Source organism: Burkholderia sp. S171, assembly GCF_009766085.1.
Lineage (GTDB): Bacteria > Pseudomonadota > Gammaproteobacteria > Burkholderiales > Burkholderiaceae > Caballeronia.
The window spans coordinates 203,361-225,154 of record NZ_LMUF01000035.1 but is presented as its reverse complement, the minus strand read 5'-3'; the positions used below and the strand labels follow the sequence as shown (position 1 = coordinate 225,154).

Annotated in this window: 18 protein-coding genes; 4 read left to right on the top strand and 14 right to left on the bottom strand. The window is 60.2% G+C overall.

What is annotated here, in order from left to right:
- Positions 1-314: 314 nt before the first annotated feature.
- Complete coding sequence (locus GSQ93_RS19250; RefSeq protein WP_089158798.1) at positions 315-710, top strand: acyl-CoA thioesterase; 396 nt, start codon at positions 315-317, stop codon at positions 708-710.
- Here the strand turns inward: GSQ93_RS19250 and GSQ93_RS19245 are convergent.
- Both GSQ93_RS19245 and GSQ93_RS19240 read right to left on the bottom strand, forming a co-directional pair.
- Positions 656-3,871 (bottom strand): bifunctional diguanylate cyclase/phosphodiesterase, encoded by a 3,216-nt coding sequence (locus tag GSQ93_RS19245; RefSeq protein WP_158937238.1) that lies wholly within the window; start codon positions 3,869-3,871, stop codon positions 656-658. The genes GSQ93_RS19250 and GSQ93_RS19245 overlap by 55 nt on opposite strands.
- Before the next feature lie 349 nt (positions 3,872-4,220).
- Positions 4,221-4,697 (bottom strand): nitrate reductase associated protein, encoded by a 477-nt coding sequence (locus GSQ93_RS19240; RefSeq protein WP_158937237.1) that lies wholly within the window; start codon positions 4,695-4,697, stop codon positions 4,221-4,223.
- A 203-nt stretch (positions 4,698-4,900) separates the two neighbouring features.
- Between GSQ93_RS19240 and fdhD the strand changes: the two genes are divergently transcribed.
- Complete coding sequence (gene fdhD, locus GSQ93_RS19235) at positions 4,901-5,749, top strand: formate dehydrogenase accessory sulfurtransferase FdhD (RefSeq protein WP_158937236.1); 849 nt, start codon at positions 4,901-4,903, stop codon at positions 5,747-5,749.
- Positions 5,750-5,843: 94 nt separating this feature from the next.
- Here fdhD and GSQ93_RS19230 read toward each other — a convergent pair whose 3' ends face one another.
- The 7 genes from GSQ93_RS19230 to nudB form a co-directional block, all read right to left on the bottom strand.
- Positions 5,844-6,608, bottom strand: coding sequence for an enoyl-CoA hydratase (locus GSQ93_RS19230; protein WP_158937235.1), 765 nt, complete (start codon positions 6,606-6,608; stop codon positions 5,844-5,846).
- Between the two features lie 90 nt (positions 6,609-6,698).
- Positions 6,699-7,898, bottom strand: a complete 1,200-nt coding sequence (locus tag GSQ93_RS19225; protein WP_158937234.1) for an acetyl-CoA C-acyltransferase — start codon at positions 7,896-7,898, stop codon at positions 6,699-6,701.
- Positions 7,899-8,078: 180 nt separating this feature from the next.
- A complete protein-coding gene (locus GSQ93_RS19220; protein ID WP_158937233.1) occupies positions 8,079-10,514 on the bottom strand; it encodes a 3-hydroxyacyl-CoA dehydrogenase/enoyl-CoA hydratase family protein in 2,436 nt (811 codons plus the stop codon).
- A 76-nt stretch (positions 10,515-10,590) separates the two neighbouring features.
- The gene (locus GSQ93_RS19215; protein WP_158937232.1) at positions 10,591-12,378 is read right to left on the bottom strand and encodes an acyl-CoA dehydrogenase C-terminal domain-containing protein; all 1,788 of its coding nucleotides are present in this window, start codon (positions 12,376-12,378) and stop codon (positions 10,591-10,593) included.
- Between the two features lie 87 nt (positions 12,379-12,465).
- Positions 12,466-13,065, bottom strand: coding sequence for a TetR/AcrR family transcriptional regulator (locus GSQ93_RS19210; RefSeq protein WP_158937231.1), 600 nt, complete (start codon positions 13,063-13,065; stop codon positions 12,466-12,468).
- Positions 13,066-13,269: 204 nt separating this feature from the next.
- Entirely contained in the window at positions 13,270-14,505 is a 1,236-nt protein-coding gene (locus tag GSQ93_RS19205; RefSeq protein ID WP_254073942.1) for a phosphatidylserine/phosphatidylglycerophosphate/cardiolipin synthase family protein, read from the bottom strand.
- Positions 14,506-14,546: 41 nt separating this feature from the next.
- Positions 14,547-15,023 carry a dihydroneopterin triphosphate diphosphatase gene (nudB, locus tag GSQ93_RS19200; protein WP_158937229.1) on the bottom strand — a complete coding sequence of 159 codons (477 nt, stop codon included), beginning with the start codon at positions 15,021-15,023 and terminating at the stop codon, positions 14,547-14,549.
- A gap of 344 nt (positions 15,024-15,367) precedes the next feature.
- Here nudB and GSQ93_RS19195 point away from each other — a divergent pair, with 344 nt between their 5' ends.
- Both GSQ93_RS19195 and GSQ93_RS19190 read left to right on the top strand, forming a co-directional pair.
- Positions 15,368-15,712 (top strand): toxin, encoded by a 345-nt coding sequence (locus GSQ93_RS19195; RefSeq protein ID WP_158937228.1) that lies wholly within the window; start codon positions 15,368-15,370, stop codon positions 15,710-15,712.
- Positions 15,709-16,020: a DNA-binding transcriptional regulator gene (locus GSQ93_RS19190; RefSeq protein WP_158937227.1), complete on the top strand. Its 312-nt coding sequence runs from the start codon at positions 15,709-15,711 to the stop codon at positions 16,018-16,020. The genes GSQ93_RS19195 and GSQ93_RS19190 overlap by 4 nt, the downstream gene beginning before the upstream one ends.
- A 116-nt stretch (positions 16,021-16,136) precedes the next feature.
- Here the strand turns inward: GSQ93_RS19190 and aspS are convergent, their stop codons facing one another.
- The 5 genes from aspS to ubiB all read right to left on the bottom strand — a co-directional run bounded on the left by aspS (position 16,137) and on the right by ubiB (position 21,791).
- Positions 16,137-17,939 carry an aspartate--tRNA ligase gene (aspS, locus tag GSQ93_RS19185; RefSeq protein WP_158937226.1) on the bottom strand — a complete coding sequence of 601 codons (1,803 nt, stop codon included), beginning with the start codon at positions 17,937-17,939 and terminating at the stop codon, positions 16,137-16,139.
- 78 nt (positions 17,940-18,017) lie between these two features.
- A complete protein-coding gene (locus tag GSQ93_RS19180) occupies positions 18,018-18,674 on the bottom strand; it encodes a DUF502 domain-containing protein (RefSeq protein ID WP_158937225.1) in 657 nt (218 codons plus the stop codon).
- Between the two features lie 212 nt (positions 18,675-18,886).
- A complete protein-coding gene (locus tag GSQ93_RS19175; protein WP_158937224.1) occupies positions 18,887-19,321 on the bottom strand; it encodes an FmdB family zinc ribbon protein in 435 nt (144 codons plus the stop codon).
- Between the two features lie 246 nt (positions 19,322-19,567).
- Complete coding sequence (locus GSQ93_RS19170) at positions 19,568-20,206, bottom strand: methyltransferase domain-containing protein (protein ID WP_158937223.1); 639 nt, start codon at positions 20,204-20,206, stop codon at positions 19,568-19,570.
- Between the two features lie 7 nt (positions 20,207-20,213).
- A complete protein-coding gene (ubiB, locus tag GSQ93_RS19165) occupies positions 20,214-21,791 on the bottom strand; it encodes a ubiquinone biosynthesis regulatory protein kinase UbiB (protein WP_158937222.1) in 1,578 nt (525 codons plus the stop codon).
- Between the last annotated feature and the right edge of the window lie 3 nt (positions 21,792-21,794).

Here is a 21,794-nt window from a genome sequence, read left to right as displayed (position 1 = left end):
GCCGCCTTTAGAAACGGCGTCGGACGAGTGAGGTATCGCGGGCGGGCGCCCGTCTCAAAATGCGGGCTTTCCCGTACAATTCGATGTTTCCCGGCGTGGGCCAAGCGTGGTCATCGACCAGCCAATCCTGCGCCAAACGCCGTAAAAACACGCTAAAACGGGTGTGAGTTTGGCCAAATTCAGGCCAGATTCAAGCCGAACTCAAGCCAGACTCGTTCGAGCGTAAAGCAACATCGTTTAATCCTGCATTGTCGCAGAAGGTGCCACGGCGCGCTGACCGCCGGCATCCCGTCACTCTTTATGGAAATCCGCTCGTGACCCAATCCCTGCAACTCCCGAACAAACCGGTCGCGCTGCGCGTGGTGCCGCAACCTTCCGATGCCAACGTCCATGGCGACGTCTTCGGCGGCTGGATCATGGCGCAAGTGGACATCGCCGGATCGATTCCGGCCAGCCGGCGCGCAAACGGGCGCGTGGCGACTATCTCGGTGAATTCGTTTGTCTTCAAGCAGCCGGTGTTTGTCGGCGATTTGCTGAGCTTTTATACGGATATCGTGAAGACGGGGAATACGTCGGTGACGGTATCGGTCGAGGTCTATGCGCAGCGCATGAGCCTGGCGGAAGACGTGGTGAAGGTCACGGAAGCGACGCTGACCTACGTGGCCACCGACAGCGACCGCCGTCCGCGCGCACTGCCCGCGCTGGACTGATCGAACACACTGTCGCGCACGCCGAGCTGCCGGCTGGTCCGGCTGTTCAGCAGCAGCGCGGGAATCTCGCCGGCCGGCACCGGCTGCGAGAAGAAAAAACCCTGCATCTCGTCACAGTTGCGGGCAATGAGGAAATCCAGTTGCGCCGCCGTCTCCACGCCCTCCGCGATCACCTGCAACTCGAGCGAGTGAGCAAGCGCGATGATCGCTGAAGTAATCGTTTCATTGCCTCCCGACATGCCGATATCCGCCACGAACGAGCGGTCGATCTTCAACCGGTCCACCGGAAAGCGCTTCAGGTAACTGAGGCTTGAATATCCGGTCCCGAAGTCGTCGATGGCAATGCTGATCCCAAGCGCCGCCAGTTCCGTCAACGTGGTGACGGTGTCTTCGCCGTTGCGCATGATCGCGCTTTCGGTGAGTTCGATTTCCAGGTAATGCGGCGCAAGCCCCGTTTCCTCCAGCACGGACGTGACGAGCACGCGGATATCGCGTTGCTGGAATTGCCGCGCCGACAGATTCACCGACATCCGCGCCGGCGGCAATCCTTCATCCTGCCACGCCTTGTTCTGCCGGCATGCCTCGCGCAGAACCCACTCGGACAATGGCCCGATCAGCCCGCATTCTTCGGCCACCGGAATAAACGCGCCCGGCGAAACCAACCCGAACTCCGGGTCCATCCAGCGCACGAGCGCTTCCATGCCAACAATCTCGCCCGTCGTCAGCTCCACTTGCGGCTGGTAGTGCAGCAGGAATTCGCTGTCGCGCAACGCCCGCCGCAAACGCCGCTCGACGTCCATCCGTGCGCCCACGCTCGCATTCATTTCCGGCTGATAGAACTGGTACGTGTTGCGGCCCATGTCTTTCGCGCGATACATCGCGATATCCGCTTTCTTGAGCACCGTTTCGGCGTCGTCGCCATCTTGCGGGAACAGGCTCGCGCCCATGCTGCAGCCGACGTACATTTCCGTGCCATCGAGCCAAACCGGGTCCGAAATGGCGGTCCGCACGCGCTCCATCCAGGCAATCAGCGCGCTTTCGCCCACCATGTCCGGGAGCACGATCACGAACTCGTCGCCGCCGTGGCGCGCGACCGTATCGCCGGCACGGCCACAACGTGCCAGCCGCTCGGCGACCACCGCGAGCAACCGGTCGCCGACGCTATGACCGAGGCTGTCGTTGACGTTCTTGAAGCCATCGAGATCGACGAAAACCACGGCCAGCGTGGTGTCCTCTTCGCGTGCCCGATCAATCGCGTGTTGTAGCCGGCTACGCAGCAGATTGCGGTTGGGCAGCCGCGTAAGCGTGTCGTAGTTTGCCTGATATTCGAGCTGCTCCTGATAGCGGACGACCTCGGTGACGTCGTTGATTACGCCGACGTGATGCGTCGTATGGCCCTGCGCATCCGGCACGGGCGCGATGAACAGCTGGTTCCAGAACAGCACGCCATCCTTACGATAATTGCGCAGCACCGCACTCGCTTCGCGGTTCGCGGCCAGACCCGTACGGATTGCCGCGAGGCCTTCCTGGTCGAGATCGTCGCGCTGGAGGAAACGGCAATCGCGGCCCACGATATCGGCCGGGTCGTAACCCGTAATGCGCTTGAACGCCGGATTCGCGTATTCGATCACGTTGCCCGTGGCGCTCGTACCGGTGATCAGCACGGCGTTCACGCAGGCATCCAGCGCCCGGCTTTGCAGGCGCAGCGCCAGTTCGGCGCGCTTGCGCTCGGTCGTGTCGTCGAACGAACCCAGCACGCCGATAATGCGCCCCGCCCCGTCGAGCAGCGGCATCTTGCTGGTGATCGACGCGCGCACTTCCCCCTCACGCTCGACGTCGCGCTCCAGGTTCATCAGCGGCTGGCCGGTCGCAATGACGCGACAGTCGTCCTCACGAATTTGCGCGGCCGTACGCCACCAGGGCAGCTCGGAATCCGTCATGCCGACCACGTGTTCTTTGCTGGCGAGACCTGCATCGCGGGCAAATGCTTGATTGCAGCCCAGATAGCGAGATTCGAGGTCCTTCCAGAAGATTCGCTGCGGAATATTGTCGATAAGCGATTCCAGCATCTGCTTCGAACGCCGTGCCTCGGTCTCGGCATTGATACGGTCGGTGACATCGTTGGCGAGCATGAAAATGCCCGGCTGTCCCGAATAGGTCAGCGCATGCGACGAGATGTCAGCGCTCACCTGCGCGCCGTCGCGACGCTTGTGCCGCCAGACGCCCGCAGGCCGTTGCGCGCCCGTCTGGCGCGGCTGACTGTCCGTATGGATGCGCGTATGGCTGGGCGTGTGGCGCGCGAGAAGCGTGGCGAACCGGTCGAAGTCGTCGCCGGCGTGCAGGTCACGCACGCTCATCGACAGGAATTCGAGTTCGTTGTAGCCGTAATGCGCAAGCGCCGCCGGATTCACCGCAACGAAGCGATACGTCGCGGCATCGACAATCCACATGGGGACCGGATGGGCGTCGAAGAGATCGCGGAAACGCTCGTTGCTGCGCTGCATTGCCCGGGCGATGCGCAACTTGTCCCGCGCCGATTTCTCGTGGCGCGCGAAGGTGTAGATCAGCGCGCCGCCGCCGGCGAGCATCGTGAGGATCAGCAGGATCAACGCGTGGCGCGACGCCCGCGCCGATTCATTGAGCGTGGCCGCGAGCGAATCGGCTTCCCTCGCGCGCAGCACCGCCAATTCGATATCGAGCGATTGCTGGTCTTCGGCAAGCCGGCGGACCGCTTGCCGGGTCCAGTCCCGGGACGCGCCCAGAGCGTCTGCATCGGCACGTTCGAACGCCGATTGAGCGTCGCGTTTCGCGATGCGCGCGCTTTCGCCAAGCAGGTAGAACGCGCCTTGCATGTCAGGTTCGTAATCGAACTGGGCGCGCAGGCCGCTTTCCAGCGCGTTGATATGCGCTGCACGCGCCTCGCGAACGTCAGCCGGTTTCAGCACGCCGCTTGCCTCGTACCAACTGATTTCCGGGAGGAGTTCGCCGAGCGCGCTGCGGTACTCATCGAGGTCGCGCATCAGGCTGAGCGAGCGCTGCGTGCGCGCGTCGGCATCGCTTTGGTGGTCGATTTGCTGGTACGCGACGAACGCGTTCGCCCCCATGGCGATCAGAACGACGGCCAGGTTCACCAGCAGACGGCGGGAAAAAAATGAGTTCATGGGTTCGATCGCCGTCCGGGACGGGGCTGAGAAGACCGGGCGCGTCTTCGCATCGATTTCCTTGCATCGATAGTTGATTATCGGCAGGTGTTGGGGGGAATTTAGGGTGGGCGCTTAAAAGACGCCTTTTGGAGGGGTAGCCGGGCGGGTGGGCAAGCGCTTTTACGGCTTGCAGCGGCCAGTGGCAGTCTGACGCAAGCTGCGGTTTTTCCGGTGGGTGCGGCTGGCGTGAGGCGGTTCTGCCAGCGGCGAATTTGATCTCGCGCTGTAACGAGATTGACGGCCAGTGCGATTTCCATCCCGCCCCGGGTTATGCACGGCAGCCCCGTCCAAGAGCGCGAGTAACAACTCAATCAGCTAGACCGAACTCCCGCATCGCCGGAACGAAGTCGTGGTTGACATCGGCCTTGCGCGATAACTTCGCCAGCGCATAACGCTGAAACCGGGAAAGCTCCGACCATCGTCCAAGGCTTGGTGACCCAATCCCGCACAAACTGCTCTGGCGAATCACCGTTTCAGGCACGACGTCGGTATGCGCCCAGACTGGGTCGGCGTCAGGGGCGAAGGTCTCAGGCGTTGCGTCGGCGTGGGTTCGCAGCATCTCCGCCAGCGCCTGATCGAAATTGGTTTCGATCGCGGCGTCGTCTTCAACGGGAAAACGCGCGAGCAGTTCGCGGTCGCTGTGCGGCAACCTTCTCCACTGGTCGAGCGAAATGATCTGGCCGAAGCGGTCCAGGTTAAAACGCACGACGAGCGGAATGAAGCTCAGATTCTCAGTCGACTCCAGTTCGAATCCGAACAGGCGCGGAGCGTCGTAAAGTGCCATGGAGGTGCCTCGTTGGCGTAATGGACAAGGAAAGCGGGTGAGGCCGCGGTAGGTTATCGTAGGGCCTTGAACGGCTTTGTAGTGTGTCTGCTGCCCCATAAAGCAGCAAGCGTTATGCCCGAATTTGTCTCGTAAATGCGCATGGCAACGGGCTAAAGCGGCTAAAACGCGACATCGAAAGCAATCAGCAAGTGAGCCATGCAATGAATGACACAGACATCGACGATCAACCTGGCTACGTACAGCGCCCGGTGCGGCGGCACCGGCTGGGCGAAACACGCGACGCCGCCGACGACGTGGGCCAGGAATGGCCCGTCGCGCTCGTGTACAACGGCATTTCGCACGCGGTCATGATGTGCACGCCCCGCGACCTGGAAGCGTTCGCGGTGGGCTTTTCGCTGACGGAAGGCATTGTGGAGCGCGGCAGTGACATCCACGACATCGAGGTATTTTTCCACGATACCCCCGCCGGCGACACCTTGCCACACGCTGAAGTGCATCTGCAGGTAGTGCAGCAGGCGTTTGTCGCGTTAAAGCAGAAGCGCCGGGCATTAGCCGGACGCACGGGATGCGGGGTGTGCGGGATCGAGAGTATCGACTTGCTGGATCTGCAGCCTGAACGCGTACCCGATACGGGCTTTTTGAACCGTCTAGCCAGTAATGCCATTGCTCATGCTGCGCATGAATTGCCCGCGCACCAGCAGTTATCGAAGCTGACGGGTGGATTGCATGCTGCCGCCTGGTGCGACGAAAACGGCGCGGTCAAATACGCCTTCGAAGACGTGGGCCGCCATAACGCGCTCGATAAACTGATCGGGCACTTGGTGCTCCAACGGGTGGACACCACGCAAGGTTTCGTATTCCTTTCGAGCCGGGCAAGCTATGAACTCGTGCGTAAGTCGGCGCGGGTCGGTGTGCCGATGCTCGTCACCATTTCCGCGCCTACGTCGCTGGCGATTTCCATCGCCGAGAAAGCGGGGTTGCGGCTGGTGAGTTTTGCGCGGGAGAACGGGTTTGTGGAATATGGGCACGTGGACGGCGCCGCGAGTTGAGCGAAGCTTTGGTGCGCTTCAAACAATGTTCAAAACACGCCACCGTCCACGGGACGGGAACCGCTTGAGCCCTCCCAGGAGCCCAAGCCGGTCATCAATTAAACCGGCTGAAATCCGGCTTACGCTTCTCAAAGAACGCCGTGAACGCTTCCTTCGCCTCGGGCGCGGTCAGCATGTGGGCGAAGTGTCCCGCCTCCGCCGCCATCTGCGCGCTGACTTCGCCGGCCTGAGCGCCCTTCATCAACGACTTGGTCGCCTTCAGTGAAGCGGGCGGCAACGCTGCGAGTTTCTTCGCCTGTTTCAGGGCGAACGCGTCCACTTCTTCCGCCGATAAAACCCGGTTCACGATGCCCATATTCGCGGCTTCGTTCGCATCGAACGGCTCGCCGAGCAGCAGCTTTTCAGCCGCCCGCTGATAACCCGCAATGCGCGGCAGCAGCAAGCTCGACGCCGCTTCCGGACACAGCCCGAGCTGCACGAACGGCAACGCAAATTTCGCTGTAGACGCTGCGTAGACGAGGTCGCAATGCAGCAGCATGGTCGTTCCGATCCCCACAGCCCCGCCCGCCACCGCGGCCACCACCGGCTTCTGCGCGGTACTGATACGGCGCAGGAACTGGAACACGGGCGCGTCCGGGTTCGCCGGCGGTGCCTTCATGAAATCTTCCAGATCGTTGCCTGCGCTGAATGTATCGCCCACGGCGCGAATCAGCACGACGCGCACGGCGGGATCGTTTTCGGCGTCGAAGAAAGCATCGGCCATGCTTTGATACATCGCGGCCGTCAGCGCGTTCTTGCGGGCCGGACGGTTGATGGTGATGCTCAGCACGCCGTCGGTATGTTCGGTGATGATGTCCATTCCTGTCTCCTGAATGAATCCTGAAAGAAACAACGGTCCGCGAACCGGATGGTGCGCGAACCGTTGTTTTTACGTTTTAGCGAACCCCGTTCACATCCGTTCGATAATGCCCGCCGCGCCCATGCCCGTTCCCACGCACATGGTCACCATGCCGTACTTCAGGTTGCGCCGGCGCAAACCGTGCACGACCGTCGCGGCACGAATGGCGCCCGTCGCGCCCAGCGGATGACCCAGCGCAATCGCGCCGCCAAGCGGATTGATCTTCGACGGATCGAGTCCCAGGTCCTGGATCACAGCCAGCGATTGCGCCGCGAATGCTTCGTTCAGTTCGATCCAGTCGATATCGTCCTGCGTCAAACCTGCCGCCTTCAACGCTGCGGGAATCGCTTCCTTCGGCCCGATGCCCATGATTTCCGGCGGCACGCCACGCACCGCAAAGCTCACGAACCGCGCGAGCGGCGTCAGGTTGAATTGCTTGAGGATCTTCTCGCTGACCACGATCAACGCACCCGCGCCGTCGGAGGTTTGCGAGCTGTTGCCCGCCGTGACCGAACCCTTCGCGGCAAAGACGGGACGCAGCTTGGCGAGCCCTTCCAGGGTCGTGCCCTCGCGCGGGCCTTCATCGTTCTTGATCTCGCGAGCGTTGACTCGGATCTCACCCGTTGCCAGATCCGGGAAACGTTCGTTCAGCGTGAACGCCGCGATTTCATCGTTGAACTCGCCGGTGCGTTGCGCTTCGAGCGCACGCCGATGCGATTCCACCGAGAACGCGTCCTGCGCTTCGCGACTGATCTTCCAGCGCTCGGCCACGCGTTCGGCCGTCAGGCCCATACCGTAAGCAATGCCGACGTTCTCGTCGCGATCGAAGATATGCGGCGACAGCGACGGCTTGTTGCCCATCATGGGCACCATGCTCATGGACTCGCATCCGCCGGCGATCATCACGTCCGATTCACCGACGCGAATCCGGTCGGCCGCCATTGCCAATGCGGTCACGCCCGATGCGCAAAAGCGGTTGACGGTCACGCCGCCGACCGAGTTCGGCAGACCGGCCAGCAACGCGCCGATACGCGCCACGTTCAGGCCTTGCTCGCCTTCGGGAATCGCGCAACCGATGATCGCGTCTTCAATCAGCTTGGTGTCGAGCCCCGGCACTTGTGCGACGGCTGAACGGATCGCGTGGACCAGCAGCTCATCGGGCCGCGTGTTCTTGAAGATGCCACGCGGCGCTTTACCGATAGGCGTCCGGCTCGCGGCGACAATGTATGCGTCCTGCACTTGTTTGCTCATTTGCAGCTCCTATGTCGACCAGAGTTGGCGCTTTAGCGCTTACTCTGGTCCCATGCACTTTGCGCCGACCGGTGATGGCGTGTCGGCTGGAGTTAGCGCTTTAGCGCTTACTCCAGCCCCATAGCGCTTACTCCAGCCCCATGCCTTACTCCCGCCAACGCAAATGTTAAGTTGCGCGCGTTAGTTACGAACCGGCTTGCCGGTTTGCAACATGCCCATGATCCGTTCCTGCGTCTTTGCAGTGCCGAGCAAGTCGACAAACGCGCGACGTTCAAGCGCCAGCAACCACTCTTCATCGACGAGACTGCCTGCTTCCACGTCCCCGCCGCACACCGCTTCCGCGATACGGCTAGCGATCAGGAAATCGTGATCGCTGATGAAGCGGCCATCGCGCATATTCACGAGCGACGCCTTGATGGTCGAGATCGCCGAGCGTCCGGCAACGGGAATCTGCGTGACGCGCAACGGCGCGCGATAACCCGCCGCCGAAAGAGCCCGTGCTTCCTTCTTCGCGATATCGAGCAATTCGTGCACGTTGAAAACGATCGTGTCGGACGGTTTGAGATACCCCATCGAACGCGCTTCCAGCGCCGATGCGGAGACCTTAGCCATCGCGGCGTTTTCAAACGATTTCTGCAGGAATTTCAAGAGATCGCTGGTTGCGTTCACGGCGCTGGCCGCAGTCGCCGCACGCAACGCCGCTTCCTTCAAACCACCGCCCGCCGGCACAAGCCCGACGCCCACTTCCACCAACCCCATATAGCTTTCGATGTGCGCAACACGCTTCGCCGAATGCAGCGCGAGTTCGCAACCGCCGCCAAGCGCGATCCCCGACACAGCAGCCACCACCGGCACGCTCGCGTACTTCACGCGCAACATGCCTTGCTGGAACATCTTCACAAATGGTTCGATACCCTTCGCGCCGCCCATCATGAACGCGGGCATGGCTTCTTCGAGGTTCGCGCCGGCCGAGAAGGCTCCGCCCGGATTACCGAGTTTCAACGCGGACGTTTGCCAAATGACGACGCCCTTGTAATCGGCTTCAGCGAGTTCGATCGCCTTCGTCAACCCTTCGATCACCGCCGGCCCGATCGTGTTCATCTTGCTTTTGAACGAGACGATCACGACATCGTCCTCACCTGCACGGTCATCGACCCAGGCACGCACGGCGTCGGTTTCGAACAGCGTCTTGCCGTAGGTTTTCGGATCGACACCCGTCTCGCCGATCAGCGGTGCGCGGAATACTTGTTTCTTGTAGACATCGAGCGATGAACGCGGAATGAATTTAGAAGCCGTTGCCGACCACGATCCTTCCGCCGTATGCACGCCGCCTTTCTCGGCCACAGGACCGTCGAACACCCACGATGGCAACGGCGCTTTCGACAACGCCTTGCCTGCATCGATATCTTCCTGAACCCACTTCGCCACTTGCGTCCAGCCAGCCGCTTGCCAGCCTTCGAACGGACCTTCGTTCCAGCCGAAACCCCAGCGAATCGCGAGATCGATATCGCGGGCATTGTCCGCAACCGATTCCAGATGCACGCCGATGTAATGGAACACATCGCGGAAAATGGACCACAGGAATTGCGCTTGCGGATGCTGCGATTCGCGAAGCAGCTTCAGGCGTTCCGCCGGCGGGCGCTTCAAGATGCGGCCGACGAGTTCATCCGCCTTGCCGCCGCCATCGACGTAGGTTCCCGTCTTCGGGTCCAGCACCTTGATTGCTTTGCCTTCTTTCTTGTAGAAGCCAGCGCCCGATTTTTGCCCCAGCGCGCCGTTCTTCACCAAGCCAGCGAGCACGGCCGGCGTTTCGTACAACGCCAGGAAAGGATCGTCGGAGAGATTGTCCTGCATCGTCTTGATGACGTGCGCCATGGTGTCGAGGCCGACCACGTCCGCCGTGCGGAACGTCGCCGATTTCGCACGACCCAGGCGTGCGCCAGTCAGGTCATCGACTTCATCGAAACGCAGTCCGAACTTTTCGGCTTCGGCGATCACCGCGAGAATCGAAAATACGCCCACGCGATTCGCGATGAAATTCGGCGTGTCTTTTGCACGCACGACACCCTTGCCGACCACGCTCGTCAGGAACGTTTCCAGCTGGTCGAGAATCTGCGGTTGCGTGGTGTCGGTCGGGATCAGTTCGACCAAATGCATGTAGCGCGGCGGATTGAAAAAGTGCACGCCGCAAAAACGCGCCTTGAGTTCGTCCGAAAATCCCTTCGACAACTCCGTGATCGACAGCCCCGACGTATTGCTGGCGAAGATCGCCTTCGCGCCAATATACGGCGACACCTTCTTGTACAAGTCGTGCTTCCAGTCCATGCGCTCGGCGATCGCTTCGATCACGAGATCACATTCCCTCAGCTTCTCGATGTCGTCGTCGTAATTCGCGGGCTGGATATATTGCGCGTCGTCCTTCACGCCGAATGGCGCGGGCGACAGCTTTCTCAGGTTCTCAATCGCTTTCAACGCGATGCCGTTCTTCGGACCTTCTTTAGCCGGCAGGTCGAACAGCAGGACCGGCACCTGGGCGTTGATCAGGTGCGCAGCGATCTGCGCGCCCATCACGCCGGCGCCGAGCACGGCCACCTTGCGTATGTTCAGATTGCTCACGTTGTGTCTCCGGGAGGGGTATTCGGTAAGACGATGCGCCACGTCCGTTGAAGACGCGGCGCAGTGCAAAAGAGGCCTAGAACAAGGCTTCGTCGTAGTCCATCAGCGTCTTCGATCCGGCGCGTGCAGCACGAATCGTCGATGCCGTTTCAGGCAGCAGCTTGGCGAAATAGAACCGCGCGGTGGCGAGCTTCGCTTTGTAGAACGGATCGCCTTCGGCTTCCTTGTCCAGCGCAATACGTGCCATGCGCGCCCAGAAATACGAGAACACCAGATGTCCGACAGTGCGCATATAAGGCACGGCAGCGGCGCCGACTTCGTCCGGATTCTGCATCGCCTTCATGCCGATTTCCATGGTCAGCTTCTGCACCTTATCGCCGATATCCGCGAGCGGGTTGATGAACTCCTGCATCTCCGGCTTCACGCCTTCTTCTTCCACGAAGTCGGTCACGAGCTTGCCGAACTTCTTCAGCTTCGCGCCCATGTCGCCGAGAATCTTGCGGCCGAGCAGGTCCAAAGCCTGAATCGAATTCGTGCCTTCGTAGATCATGTTGATGCGGGCATCGCGCACGTATTGCTCCATGCCCCATTCGGAGATGAAACCATGGCCTCCGTAGATCTGCATGCCCATGTTCGTGCCTTCGAACGCGTTGTCCGTCAGGAACGCCTTGATGACCGGCGTGAGCAGCGCGACGAGATCGGCGGCGTCTTTACGCGCGGTTTCATCGGCGTGGGACAGCTCTTTATCGATGTTCAGCGCAGCCCAGTACGTGAACGCGCGGCCCGCTTCGGCGTAGGCCTTTTGCGTGAGCAACATGCGCCGAACATCCGGATGCACGATGATCGGATCAGCCGCTTTCTCCGGCGCTTTCGGGCCGGTCAGCGAACGCATTTGCAGGCGTTCCTTCGCGTACACGAGGGAGTTCTGATACGCGATTTCCGTCAGCCCCAGCCCTTGCATGCCAACGCCCAGACGCGCGGCGTTCATCATCACGAACATGGCGTTCAAGCCCTTGTTCGGTTCACCGACAAGCCAGCCCTTCGCTGAATCCAGGTTGATGACGCACGTTGAATTACCGTGAATCCCCATCTTGTGTTCGATGGAACCGCACTTCACGCCGTTGCGTTCACCGGGAGCGCCCGCGTCAGTCGGAATGAACTTCGGCACGATGAAAAGCGAGATGCCCTTCGTGCCAATTGGTGCGCCCGGCAAGCGAGCCAACACCAGATGCACAATGTTCTCAGCTAGATCATGTTCGCCGCTGGAGATAAAAATCTTCGTGCCGCTGATGGCGTAGGAACCGTCGCTGTTCGGCTCGGCCTTCGTGCGCAGCATGCCTAGATCCGTGCCGCAATGCGGTTCCGTTAGGCACATAGTGCCGGTCCAGGTACCGTCCACAAGCTTTGGCAAGTAGGTTTTCTGCAACTCGGGCGCACCATGCGCGTGAACGCATTCATACGCGCCATGCGACAAGCCGGGATACATCGTCCAGGCCTGGTTCGCCGAATTCAGCATTTCGAACAGCGCGTTGTTCACGAACGCGGGCAAGCCCTGGCCGCCGTATTCCGGATCGCAACCCAGTGCCGGCCAGCCCGCTTCCACGTATTGTTTGTACGCTTCCTTGAACCCCGCCGGCGTGCGCACGACGCCGTCGCCTTCGTACGTGCAGCCTTCGCGGTCGCCAATCTGGTTCAACGGGAAAAGCACCTCGGCGCAAAACTTGCCGGCCTCTTCGAGAACCTGATTGATCGTGTCCACGTCGAGGTCGGCATGCTTCGGCATGTTCTTGACCTCGGCTTCCACGTTGAGCAATTCATGCAAGACAAATTGCATGTCCCGCAGCGGCGCTGTGTACTGTCCCATTTTTCTTCTCCAAGTGTCCAGGAAGCTTGGGCCTTGGTCGCCACCGAATCTGCCGTATTGCTTGCCCTCTGCTGATCCGCCCGACGCCTAATGGCCGTTGCTTTGATACGAAACAATCGTTTTTTCCAGCGCGTCCCGCGTCAGTTGCACCGCCTCCGGCAAGTGCAGGAAACGCGCATCATGATGCAGGCCGAGCGTGAAGCTATAGAGTTCAAACAGCATCAACGCCGGATCCGTATCCGAGCGCAGATGCCCTTCATCTTTCGCCTGGTTGATCGCACGCGTGAGCGCCGCTCGCCAGGTGGTCACGCTGTGCACAAGTTGCTCGCGGACCGCGCTGTCGGCGCGATCGTCGTACTCCACCGCACCGCTGATGTAGATACAGCCTGTCGTCACTTCTTCAATGCGCTTTTCCATCCAGCGCGCCAGCATTGAACGCAAGCGCGGCAAACCGCGGGCTTCGCGCAAGCTCGGGTAGAACACTTCGTCTTCAAAGCGACGGTGATATTCCTTCACCACCTCCACCTGAAGATCCTCGCGCGAGCCGAAATGCGCGAATACGCCGCTCTTGCTCATTTGCATCCGTTCGGCCAGCAAGCCGATCGTCAAACCCTCAAGTCCGTCCCTGCTTGCCAGGTCCAGCGCAGCATCGAGGATCGCGACGCGTGTCTGTTCGCCTTTTCGCATGATCTTTACCGTTTTCATTGAATCGAAATAAAATCGAACGGCCGTACTATTGTTATAGCTAGCCGTTCATGAAACAAGCTTTTTATTAGAAAAGCGGGTCTAACTTCTGACCACATCGATCGGATGAGTCTTAGTTTGTCCCGGTTTATAAGCAGACAGCCAGTCGGGCCTGCCCGGGTTTGACCGCGCGGCGTTTTTTACGCCTTAATCGTAGCGGCCGATGGTGAGCATTTTCATCATCGTGCGATACGCGTTGTACGCAAGCCAATTAAGCAGACGCTCACCAACCGGGCGCGCCGCGTATTGCTCGACGGTAATCGGGCGGCCGTCATGGAAGGCTGCCAGGATCGCGTCGCGCAGCTTCACGATCTCGTTCTCGTGGTTCACCAGCACCATGTTGGCCTCATTGTTCAGCACGAGGCTCAATGCGTCCAAATTTGACGATCCGACCGTCGCCCAGTTCGAGTCCACCACCGCCACTTTGCCGTGCAACATGGTTTTCTCGTACTCCGCGATCCGCACGCCATACTTCAGAAGATTGCGATACAAGAACGGCGTGGCGTAATCGAGTGCGACAAACTCCTTTCTTCCAATCACCAGTGTGACGCGTACGCCACGCTGTGCAGCACGCGCCAGCGCGCGGCGCAGCTTGCGCCCCGGCATGAAATACGGATTCGCCAACATCACTTCTTTTTCTGCGTGCGAAATCGCGGCGAGATACGCCTTTTCGATTGCACGCCGGTTGAGCAGGTTGTCGCGGGCGACGAACGCCACGCACGGCTGATCGACCGCGTGGATCAGGCCCCGCCGCGCTCGCAGGCGCGCTCGCAATGCGCGCCGGTTCGTTCTCGACGATGCAGCCGGCGAAGCCTGCTGATCCTGCGGCCGCGGCGCCAGCGGCTTCACGCCGAGGCGAATCCGCTGCCATTGAAGATCGAAGGCTTCCCGCACGTCCTTGACTACCGGGCCTTGCGCCTCCAGCGAGAAATCCCAGCGCGCGTGGTCAAGATGGACGCCGTTCTGCTCGAAGTCATCGACAATATTAATGCCGCCGCAGAATGCAATGTGATGATCGATGACCACCAGCTTACGATGCGTGCGCGAAAAACCAAGCTGTCCGAACAGGTGCGGGTTGTACACGCGATGCTCGACGTTCGCCTGTGCCCATTCGTCGAAGAGCGGAAGCTTCGCGGTGCCGATACCGTCCGTGATCACGCGTACATGCACGCCGCGCCGGGCCGCGTTCATCAGCGCGGTGGAAACGGCGTGGCCGGCTGCGTCGTCACAGAAGATGTAGGTTTCAAGCGAGACGTCGTGCTGCGCGGCGTCGATGCGTTCAATCAGCGCCGGGAAAAATTCGACGCCGGATTTGAACAGCCGCACCGTGTTGTTGATGGTGAAGCACAACCGTACTGGGCGGCGTCCGCCAAACAGCGCCAGCTTGAGTCGGGCGAACCGCCGTTTGGGCGTGCCGAAACCGATCACCGGTTGTGCTCCGCGAGGCGCTCGGGCAATTGCAGGATCGCCTCACGATTCGACGAAGAAAAACACTTCGCCGCCGCCTCGCGAAGCGGCAGCCAGAGAAAGGCGGTGTGCTCACGCGGCGCTAGCGTCACTTCCACGCAATGCGGCACGAGCAGGCTGAACTGGTGCTCGACGTTACGCACGACGCCTTCGGCATAGCGATGCCGCCATTCGGGATAGATGTCGTATTCAATCCGATGATGCCAGTCGATCAGCGAGCGCTCCGGCACGCCCGGGCTGCCGACCACGATCCCCGTTTCTTCGGCGACTTCGCGCGCAGCCGTCAGGGCCAGCGGTTCGTCGATGTGATCTTTTGAACCCGTCACGGACTGCCAGAAACCCGGCCGGTCGAAGCGCTCAATGACAAGCACCTCCATTTCGGGCGTATGGATGACAACGAGGACAGATTCGGGGATTTTCGGCGGCTTGGACATGGTCGGAACGTTGCGGCCTTTCTAAGAGGCTGGCCGAAGAATGTAACCTAAAAATGGAAAAAGGCGCACCGGGCCGTGGTTTCGTTTCGTCTGTTGCAAATGGGGGACGGGGCAGAGTGAGGCGTGAACTGAATTGAGACGCTAGCAGCTCCATCAACCCTCCGTCCATCTGATTCCTGCAGTCGGTCAAAAATCATCGCAAAGGTGCTTTCAGTCAACGCACTGCCTTACCGTACTGAGCCGCCCACGCAAACGTCAGCCGCCTCATGTGAAGTATTCGCCTGGTCAAGTTTTTTGGGCGCAGCCGCGTGCCTTGTTAAACATACGTAACTTGCGTATATTCAATGAAACTCACCTTTATCGAATTGCCTGCGTTCAGCCGGTACCGCGAAGACTATCTTGACGATGACGAATATCGCAGGCTTCATGCAGAACTGCTCGCTCATCCCACTGCGGGCGATGTTATTAAAGGCACCGGTGGCCTCCGTAAGCTTCGCTTCGGCAACAGCAAGCGGGGAAAAGGAAAGCGCAGCGGAATCCGCGTGATTTATTACTACTGGGTTTCGGGCTGGCAAGTCTGGTTGTTTACGCTCTACGGCAAGGACGAAATGGACGACCTATCGAATGACGACCGCCGGGAATTGGCGTCCGCTTTGAGCACCGAAGTGACTCTGAGGAACAACAAATGAAACGCAATCTATTTGCGGAATTAAAGCAAGGCGTCACCGCGCTGGAAGATCAGCGTAAAGGCAAATTGACCCTGCGGACAATCGATATGGAGATCCCGTCGCCAGTGGAAGTTTCGGCGGAAGAGATCAGGGAAATGCGTACTAAAATGAATGTTTCACGAGCGGTGCTAGCTCACCGGTTGCGCGTCAACCCGCGCACGCTCGAGAACTGGGAGCAAGGAACTGCAAAGCCTAATGCTCAGGCCGCAGTGCTGATCAAACTGGTCAAGCAGCACCCTGAGACATTCGACTATCTGGCCGCGCTATAACGCATTCGCCGAGTCTGACGCGGACGGAGAGTTTTCAGGACTGTTCCAGAGACCTGATAAACCGAAAAAGGCGCCTGCGGCGCCTTTTTCGTTTCTTACGTTGCTACTCGTTACGCTTACTGCGGCTTCGGCTCCGGCGCACGCAAACGAATATGCAGTTCCTTCAACTGCTTTTCGTCCACTTCGCTCGGTGCCTGCGTCAACAAATCGGTCGCACGCTGCGTCTTCGGGAAAGCGATCACGTCGCGGATGGAATCGGCGCCTGCCATCATCGTGACGATCCGGTCCAGCCCGAACGCGATGCCACCATGCGGCGGCGCGCCGTACTGAAGCGCGTCGAGCAGGAAGCCAAACTTGATGCGCGCTTCCTCTGCGTTAATCTTGAGTGCGCGGAACACCTTGCTCTGCACTTCTTCCTGATAAATCCGCACCGATCCGCCGCCGATTTCCCAGCCGTTCAGCACCATGTCATAGGCCTTTGCAAGACAACGACCCGGGTCCGTTTCCAGATATTCCAGATGCTCGTCCTTCGGGCTCGTGAAGGGGTGATGCGCAGCCACGTAACGGTTGTCTTCCTCGTCGAATTCGAACATGGGGAAGTCGGTCACCCACAGCGGCTTCCAGCCCTTTTCGAACAAACCGTTCGCACGGCCGAATTCCGAATGACCGATCTTCAGACGCAACGCGCCCAGGCTGTCGTTCACGACTTTCGACCGATCCGCCGCGAAGAAAATGATGTCGCCGTTCTGCGCGCCGGTCCGCTCGATGATCGCGGTGATCGATGCATCGTGCAGGTTCTTCACGATCGGGCTTTGCAGTCCGTCGCGGCCCTTCGCGATGTCGTTCACCTTGATCCAGGCCAGCCCCTTCGCGCCGTAGATGCGCACGAATTCCGTGTAACCGTCGATCTCGCTGCGCGTCATCTCGCCGCCACGCGGCACGCGGATCGCCGCCACGCGGCCGTCCTTGGAATTGGCCGGTGTGCTGAAAACCTTGAAATCAACGTCGCGAACGGCGTCCGTCAGGTCCGTGAATTCCAGCTTCACCCGCAGGTCCGGCTTGTCCGAGCCGAAACGGCGCATGGCTTCCGAATACAGCATGACCGGGAATTTCTCGTCGAGCGAGACGTTGATCGTTTCCTTGAAAACGTGACGGATCATCGCTTCGAACAGATCGCGGATTTCCTGTTCCGTCAAAAACGACGTTTCACAGTCGATCTGCGTGAATTCCGGCTGACGATCCGCGCGCAGATCTTCGTCGCGGAAACATTTCACGATCTGGTAGTAACGGTCAAAGTTCGCCACCATCAGCAATTGCTTGAACAATTGCGGCGACTGCGGCAGCGCGAAGAACTGACCCGGGTTCGTACGCGACGGCACCAGGTAGTCGCGCGCACCTTCCGGCGTGCTCTTGGTGAGCATCGGCGTTTCAATATCGATAAAACCCTGCGCGTCCAGATACTTGCGCACTTCAATAGCCACGCGATAACGCAAACGCAGGTTCTGCTGCATCTGCGGACGGCGCAGGTCGAGCACGCGATGCGTAAGGCGCGTAGTTTCGGACAGGTTGTCGTCGTCGAGCTGGAACGGCGGCGTCACCGACGGGTTCAGCACATTCAGCTCATGGCACAGCACTTCAATCTTGCCGCTCGTCAGCCCGGCATTCGCCGTGCCTTCCGGACGAGCACGCACGATACCCTTCACCTGCACGCAAAACTCGCCGCGCACGCCTTCGGCGACCTTGAACATTTCAGCGCGATCCGGATCGCAAACGACCTGCACGAGGCCCTCGCGGTCGCGCAGATCGATAAAAATAACGCCGCCATGGTCGCGCCGGCGATGTACCCAGCCGCACAGCGAAACGCTTTGGCCCAGCAGAGCTTCGGTCACCAGACCGCAGTATTCAGATCTCATCGACATGATGTTGTGTCTTTCGTTATTCATTGATCAACGGTGCGCGCGCACAAGCTCTCAAGCGTTGTTCGCAGCGCGCCGGCATTACAGCGGCGGATCGACGGGGCGACGCGGCGCGGCCTGCGCTTGCGGCATGGACGGCGCGACTACTCCCATAGATACGATGTACTTCAACGCAGCATCGACAGACATGTCGAGCTCGATGACTTCGCTTCTCGGCACCATCAGGAAGAATCCCGAGGTGGGATTCGGCGTGGTCGGCACGTAGACGCTCACATGATCTTCAGTCAGGTGATTGACCACATCGCCGCCGGGAATGCCCGTCAGGAAACCGATGGTGTAGGACCCCGAATGCGGGTAACGGATCAGCAGTGCCTTGCGAAACGCGTTGCCGCTGCTGGAGAGCAACGTGTCCGACACTTGTTTAACGCTGGTATACAGCGGTCCGACCACGGGAATGTGACGCACGATCACATTCCACCACTCGACCAGCTTCTGGCCGACGAAGTTCTGCGTGAGCAAGCCCACGACGAAAATAAAAGCGAGCGTCAGCACAGCGCCGAGGCCCGGCAGATGAAAGCCGAACAGCCGCTCGGGTTGCCAGGATTCTGGCAGCAGCAGAAGCGTCTGGTCCATGGTCCCGATCACAAGCCCGATCACCCACAGCGTGATGGCGAGCGGAACCAGCACCAGCAAGCCGGTCGCGAACACGGATTTCAACGTAGTCTTTTTGGTCGTCATTTACACAGCCGGAAGGCCGCCCCGCGTGGGCTTCAACGGTTTGGCTGGTTCGCCGCCCGATGCACATTCATGGCTTCGGGCGGTCATCTTCTTGCGTGCGATCGGACAGATCGAGCAGATCGTGCAACTGAGCGAGCGAGAAGCACGGGGCCCGCGAGATTGCGTTGCAGGCTTCGCGCTTCGCTCCAGCCACAAGCGTCAGGCGCCAAGCGTCAATTCGATGCAGGCGACGCCGGTTTGCTCGATGACGCAGCGGCCGACGTCGTGCTGCTCGACTTCGAGCTGTCTGCTGCCGGCGCGCTTGCTGTGGACGAATCGGTCTTCGACGACTGATTGCCCGAATCCTTGCTCGACTCTTTACTCGAATTGCTCGAATCCGATGCGCCTTCGCTCTTTGTTTCGGCTTTGGCGCCCTCGTCCTTCTTGCCGCCCTCTTCCTTCCGGGCCGCAGCGGCGCCATTATTGCCACCGCGGAAGTCGGTCACGTACCAGCCGGAACCCTTCAACTGGAAGCCCGCGGCCGTAACCTGCTTGGCAAATGTGTCTTTCCCGCACTGCGGACAGTGGGTGAGCGGCGCATCGCTCATTTTCTGGAGCGCGTCTTTTTCGAAGCCGCAGGACTCGCAGCGGTACGCGTAGATCGGCATGTCACTCTTCCTACGATTAACGTTTCGGCGCTTGCAAAGCCTTGAATTATAGCCGCAAACCATCGGCCAACCCTTAATTTTGGGCTCGCAGGCCTAGGTTTCAAGGGGATGCGGCAGGTTTGCGCAGGTTTCTTTTGTCGAAACACAGCGTAGGCAAGCCTAGGCCGATTGAGGCAAATACAGGGTGCGTCAGCCGCTGCGGGCCATACCCCGGATCCGACGGATTCGAGCAGCAAGGTTCGCTTCCTACGCTCGCCGACGCCAGGTAAGCCAGCGTTCGCGTCCCGCGAAGACGTCGATGGATCCGGTCACTTCATGCTCTTCCACGAGCTCGAAATACGGCGTCAGCAAGGCATCGAGCGCGTCCCGATCAATACCGAACGGCGGCCCCTTGGGTGTCGCACCGAGGAAGAAGAACCCCGCCAGCAGCGCACCGGGCCGCAACAGCTCGGCCATGCGCACGGCGTAATCCTGCCAGCGGTCTCGCGGCAGGGCGCACAAAAATGCCCGCTCATAAATCCAATTCGGGTCAAACGGCGGCTTGTACGTGAAAAAGTCGGCTTGCTCAATCACACCAGCGTGTTCGCCAAGTTGCTCACGCGCCGCCGCAACCGCGCTGGGAGAGAAATCGATCGCCCTGACCGGCCAGTTCTCCCTTGCAAGCCATAGCGCTTCGTACGCACTGCCGCAGCCGGGGATCAGCACGTTTGGCAAGGTGTTTCGATGTCCGCGGGCAAACGCCTTGAACGCTTCAGGCACGCCGGCCTGATCCCAGGGCGTAAAGCGCTGGTCGAAGCGCTCGTTCCAGAACTCAGGGGAATTCGGGTCGCGCGTGCCGAAGCTGGGCGGAACAGCAGGCCCAGCGGGTTTGCGAGTATCGATCATGGTGGCCTCAACCTCCGTATGCAAACACCTGCCAGAACTGGGCAATCACCGCTCCCGCCCCAACCGCCAGGCCGAATATCAGCAACGCTTGCAACAACCGATTCGTACGCTTCTGCTCGAGCAGGATCATGCGCATGAGCTCGTCGTTGCCGCCGCCGGGCTGATCGTGCCGGTCGGCCAGCACTTGGTGGATCAAGCGCGGCAACTGCGGCAGCGTCTTGCTCCATTGCGGCGCTTCCAGTTTCAGCCTTTCGTACCAGCCGCGCCAGCCAACCTGCTCGTTCATCCAGCGTTCGAGATACGGCTTGGCGGTCTTCCACAGATCGAGTTCGGGATCGAGCGACCGGCCAAGCCCCTCCACGTTCAGCATCGTCTTTTGCAGCAGCACGAGTTGCGGTTGAATCTCGACGTTGAAGCGGCGCGAAGTGGAAAAGAGCCGCATCAGCACCTGGCCCAGCGAAATATCCTTTAACGCCCGGTCGAAGTACGGTTCGCAGACGGCGCGGATAGCACTTTCCAACTCTTCGACACGCGTGCTTGGTGGCACCCAGCCCGACTCCAGATGCAGCGTGGCCACGCGGTGATAGTCGCGCTTGAAGAACGCCAGGAAATTCTGCGCCAGATAGTTTTTATCGAAGTCGGACAACGCGCCGACAATCCCGAAGTCCAGCGCGATATATCGCCCGAACGTCTCTTGCGCGAGACTCACCTGGATGTTGCCAGGATGCATGTCGGCGTGGAAAAAGCCGTCGCGAAATACCTGCGTGAAGAATATCTCGACGCCTTCCTGCGCCAGCTTCGGAATATCCACGCCGGCCGCGCGCAGCACTTCTACCTGGCTGATCGGCACGCCGACCATGCGCTCCATTACCAGCACGGTGGGCGCTGAATAGTCCCAATACATCTCGGGCACCATCAGCAAATCAAGGCCCGCGAAATTGCGCCGCAATTGGCTGCCGTTCGCCGCCTCGCGCATCAGGTCAAGTTCGTCGTGGAGATATTTGTCGAACTCGGCAACCACTTCGCGTGGCTTCAGCCGCTTACCGTCCGCCCATAGCCGCTCGGTCCAGTATGCAATGTCGCGCAGCAACGCGAGATCCGAGTCGATCACGGGCAGCATGTTCGGCCGCAACACTTTCACCGCCACGGCTTTGCCCGCATGCGCGCCGGTCTTGATCTTGGCGAAGTGCACCTGCGCGATTGATGCGCTCGCCACCGGTACACGCTCGAAGTCGTCGAACAAAACGTCAATGGGCGAGCCCAGCGCCTTCTCCACAAGGCCGATAGCGACACCCGAATCGAATGGCGGCACCTGATCCTGAAGCTTGGCGAGTTCGTTCGCTATGTCGACCGGGAGCAAATCGCGACGCGTTGACAGCACCTGCCCGAATTTGACGAAGATTGGCCCAAGGCTTTCGAGCGCGAGACGCAGCCGCACCCCGCGTGGAACGTCGAACTTGCGGCCGAATGTGGTGACGCGCATGAGCAGGCGGACACGCCGGTCCTGGATGCCGCTCATCACCAGTTCGTCGAGCCCGAATCGCACTACGGTGAAAAAAATCTTGAGGAAACGCAGAAGACGCATGGT

Bases quoted from the DNA above. Each gene is read 5' to 3' on its own strand.
- GSQ93_RS19245 (WP_158937238.1), bottom strand. From the start codon at position 3,871: ATGAACTCATTTTTTTCCCGCCGTCTGCTGGTGAACCTGGCCGTCGTT.
- GSQ93_RS19240 (WP_158937237.1), bottom strand. From the start codon at position 4,697: ATGGCACTTTACGACGCTCCGCGCCTGTTCGGATTCGAACTGGAGTCG.
- fdhD (WP_158937236.1), top strand. From the start codon at position 4,901: ATGAATGACACAGACATCGACGATCAACCTGGCTACGTACAGCGCCCG.
- GSQ93_RS19230 (WP_158937235.1), bottom strand. From the start codon at position 6,608: ATGGACATCATCACCGAACATACCGACGGCGTGCTGAGCATCACCATC.
- GSQ93_RS19225 (WP_158937234.1), bottom strand. From the start codon at position 7,898: ATGAGCAAACAAGTGCAGGACGCATACATTGTCGCCGCGAGCCGGACG.
- GSQ93_RS19215 (WP_158937232.1), bottom strand. From the start codon at position 12,378: ATGGGACAGTACACAGCGCCGCTGCGGGACATGCAATTTGTCTTGCAT.
- GSQ93_RS19210 (WP_158937231.1), bottom strand. From the start codon at position 13,065: ATGCGAAAAGGCGAACAGACACGCGTCGCGATCCTCGATGCTGCGCTG.
- nudB (WP_158937229.1), bottom strand. From the start codon at position 15,023: ATGTCCAAGCCGCCGAAAATCCCCGAATCTGTCCTCGTTGTCATCCAT.
- GSQ93_RS19195 (WP_158937228.1), top strand. From the start codon at position 15,368: ATGAAACTCACCTTTATCGAATTGCCTGCGTTCAGCCGGTACCGCGAA.
- GSQ93_RS19190 (WP_158937227.1), top strand. From the start codon at position 15,709: ATGAAACGCAATCTATTTGCGGAATTAAAGCAAGGCGTCACCGCGCTG.
- aspS (WP_158937226.1), bottom strand. From the start codon at position 17,939: ATGTCGATGAGATCTGAATACTGCGGTCTGGTGACCGAAGCTCTGCTG.
- GSQ93_RS19180 (WP_158937225.1), bottom strand. From the start codon at position 18,674: ATGACGACCAAAAAGACTACGTTGAAATCCGTGTTCGCGACCGGCTTG.
- GSQ93_RS19175 (WP_158937224.1), bottom strand. From the start codon at position 19,321: ATGCCGATCTACGCGTACCGCTGCGAGTCCTGCGGCTTCGAAAAAGAC.
- GSQ93_RS19170 (WP_158937223.1), bottom strand. From the start codon at position 20,206: ATGATCGATACTCGCAAACCCGCTGGGCCTGCTGTTCCGCCCAGCTTC.
- ubiB (WP_158937222.1), bottom strand. From the start codon at position 21,791: ATGCGTCTTCTGCGTTTCCTCAAGATTTTTTTCACCGTAGTGCGATTC.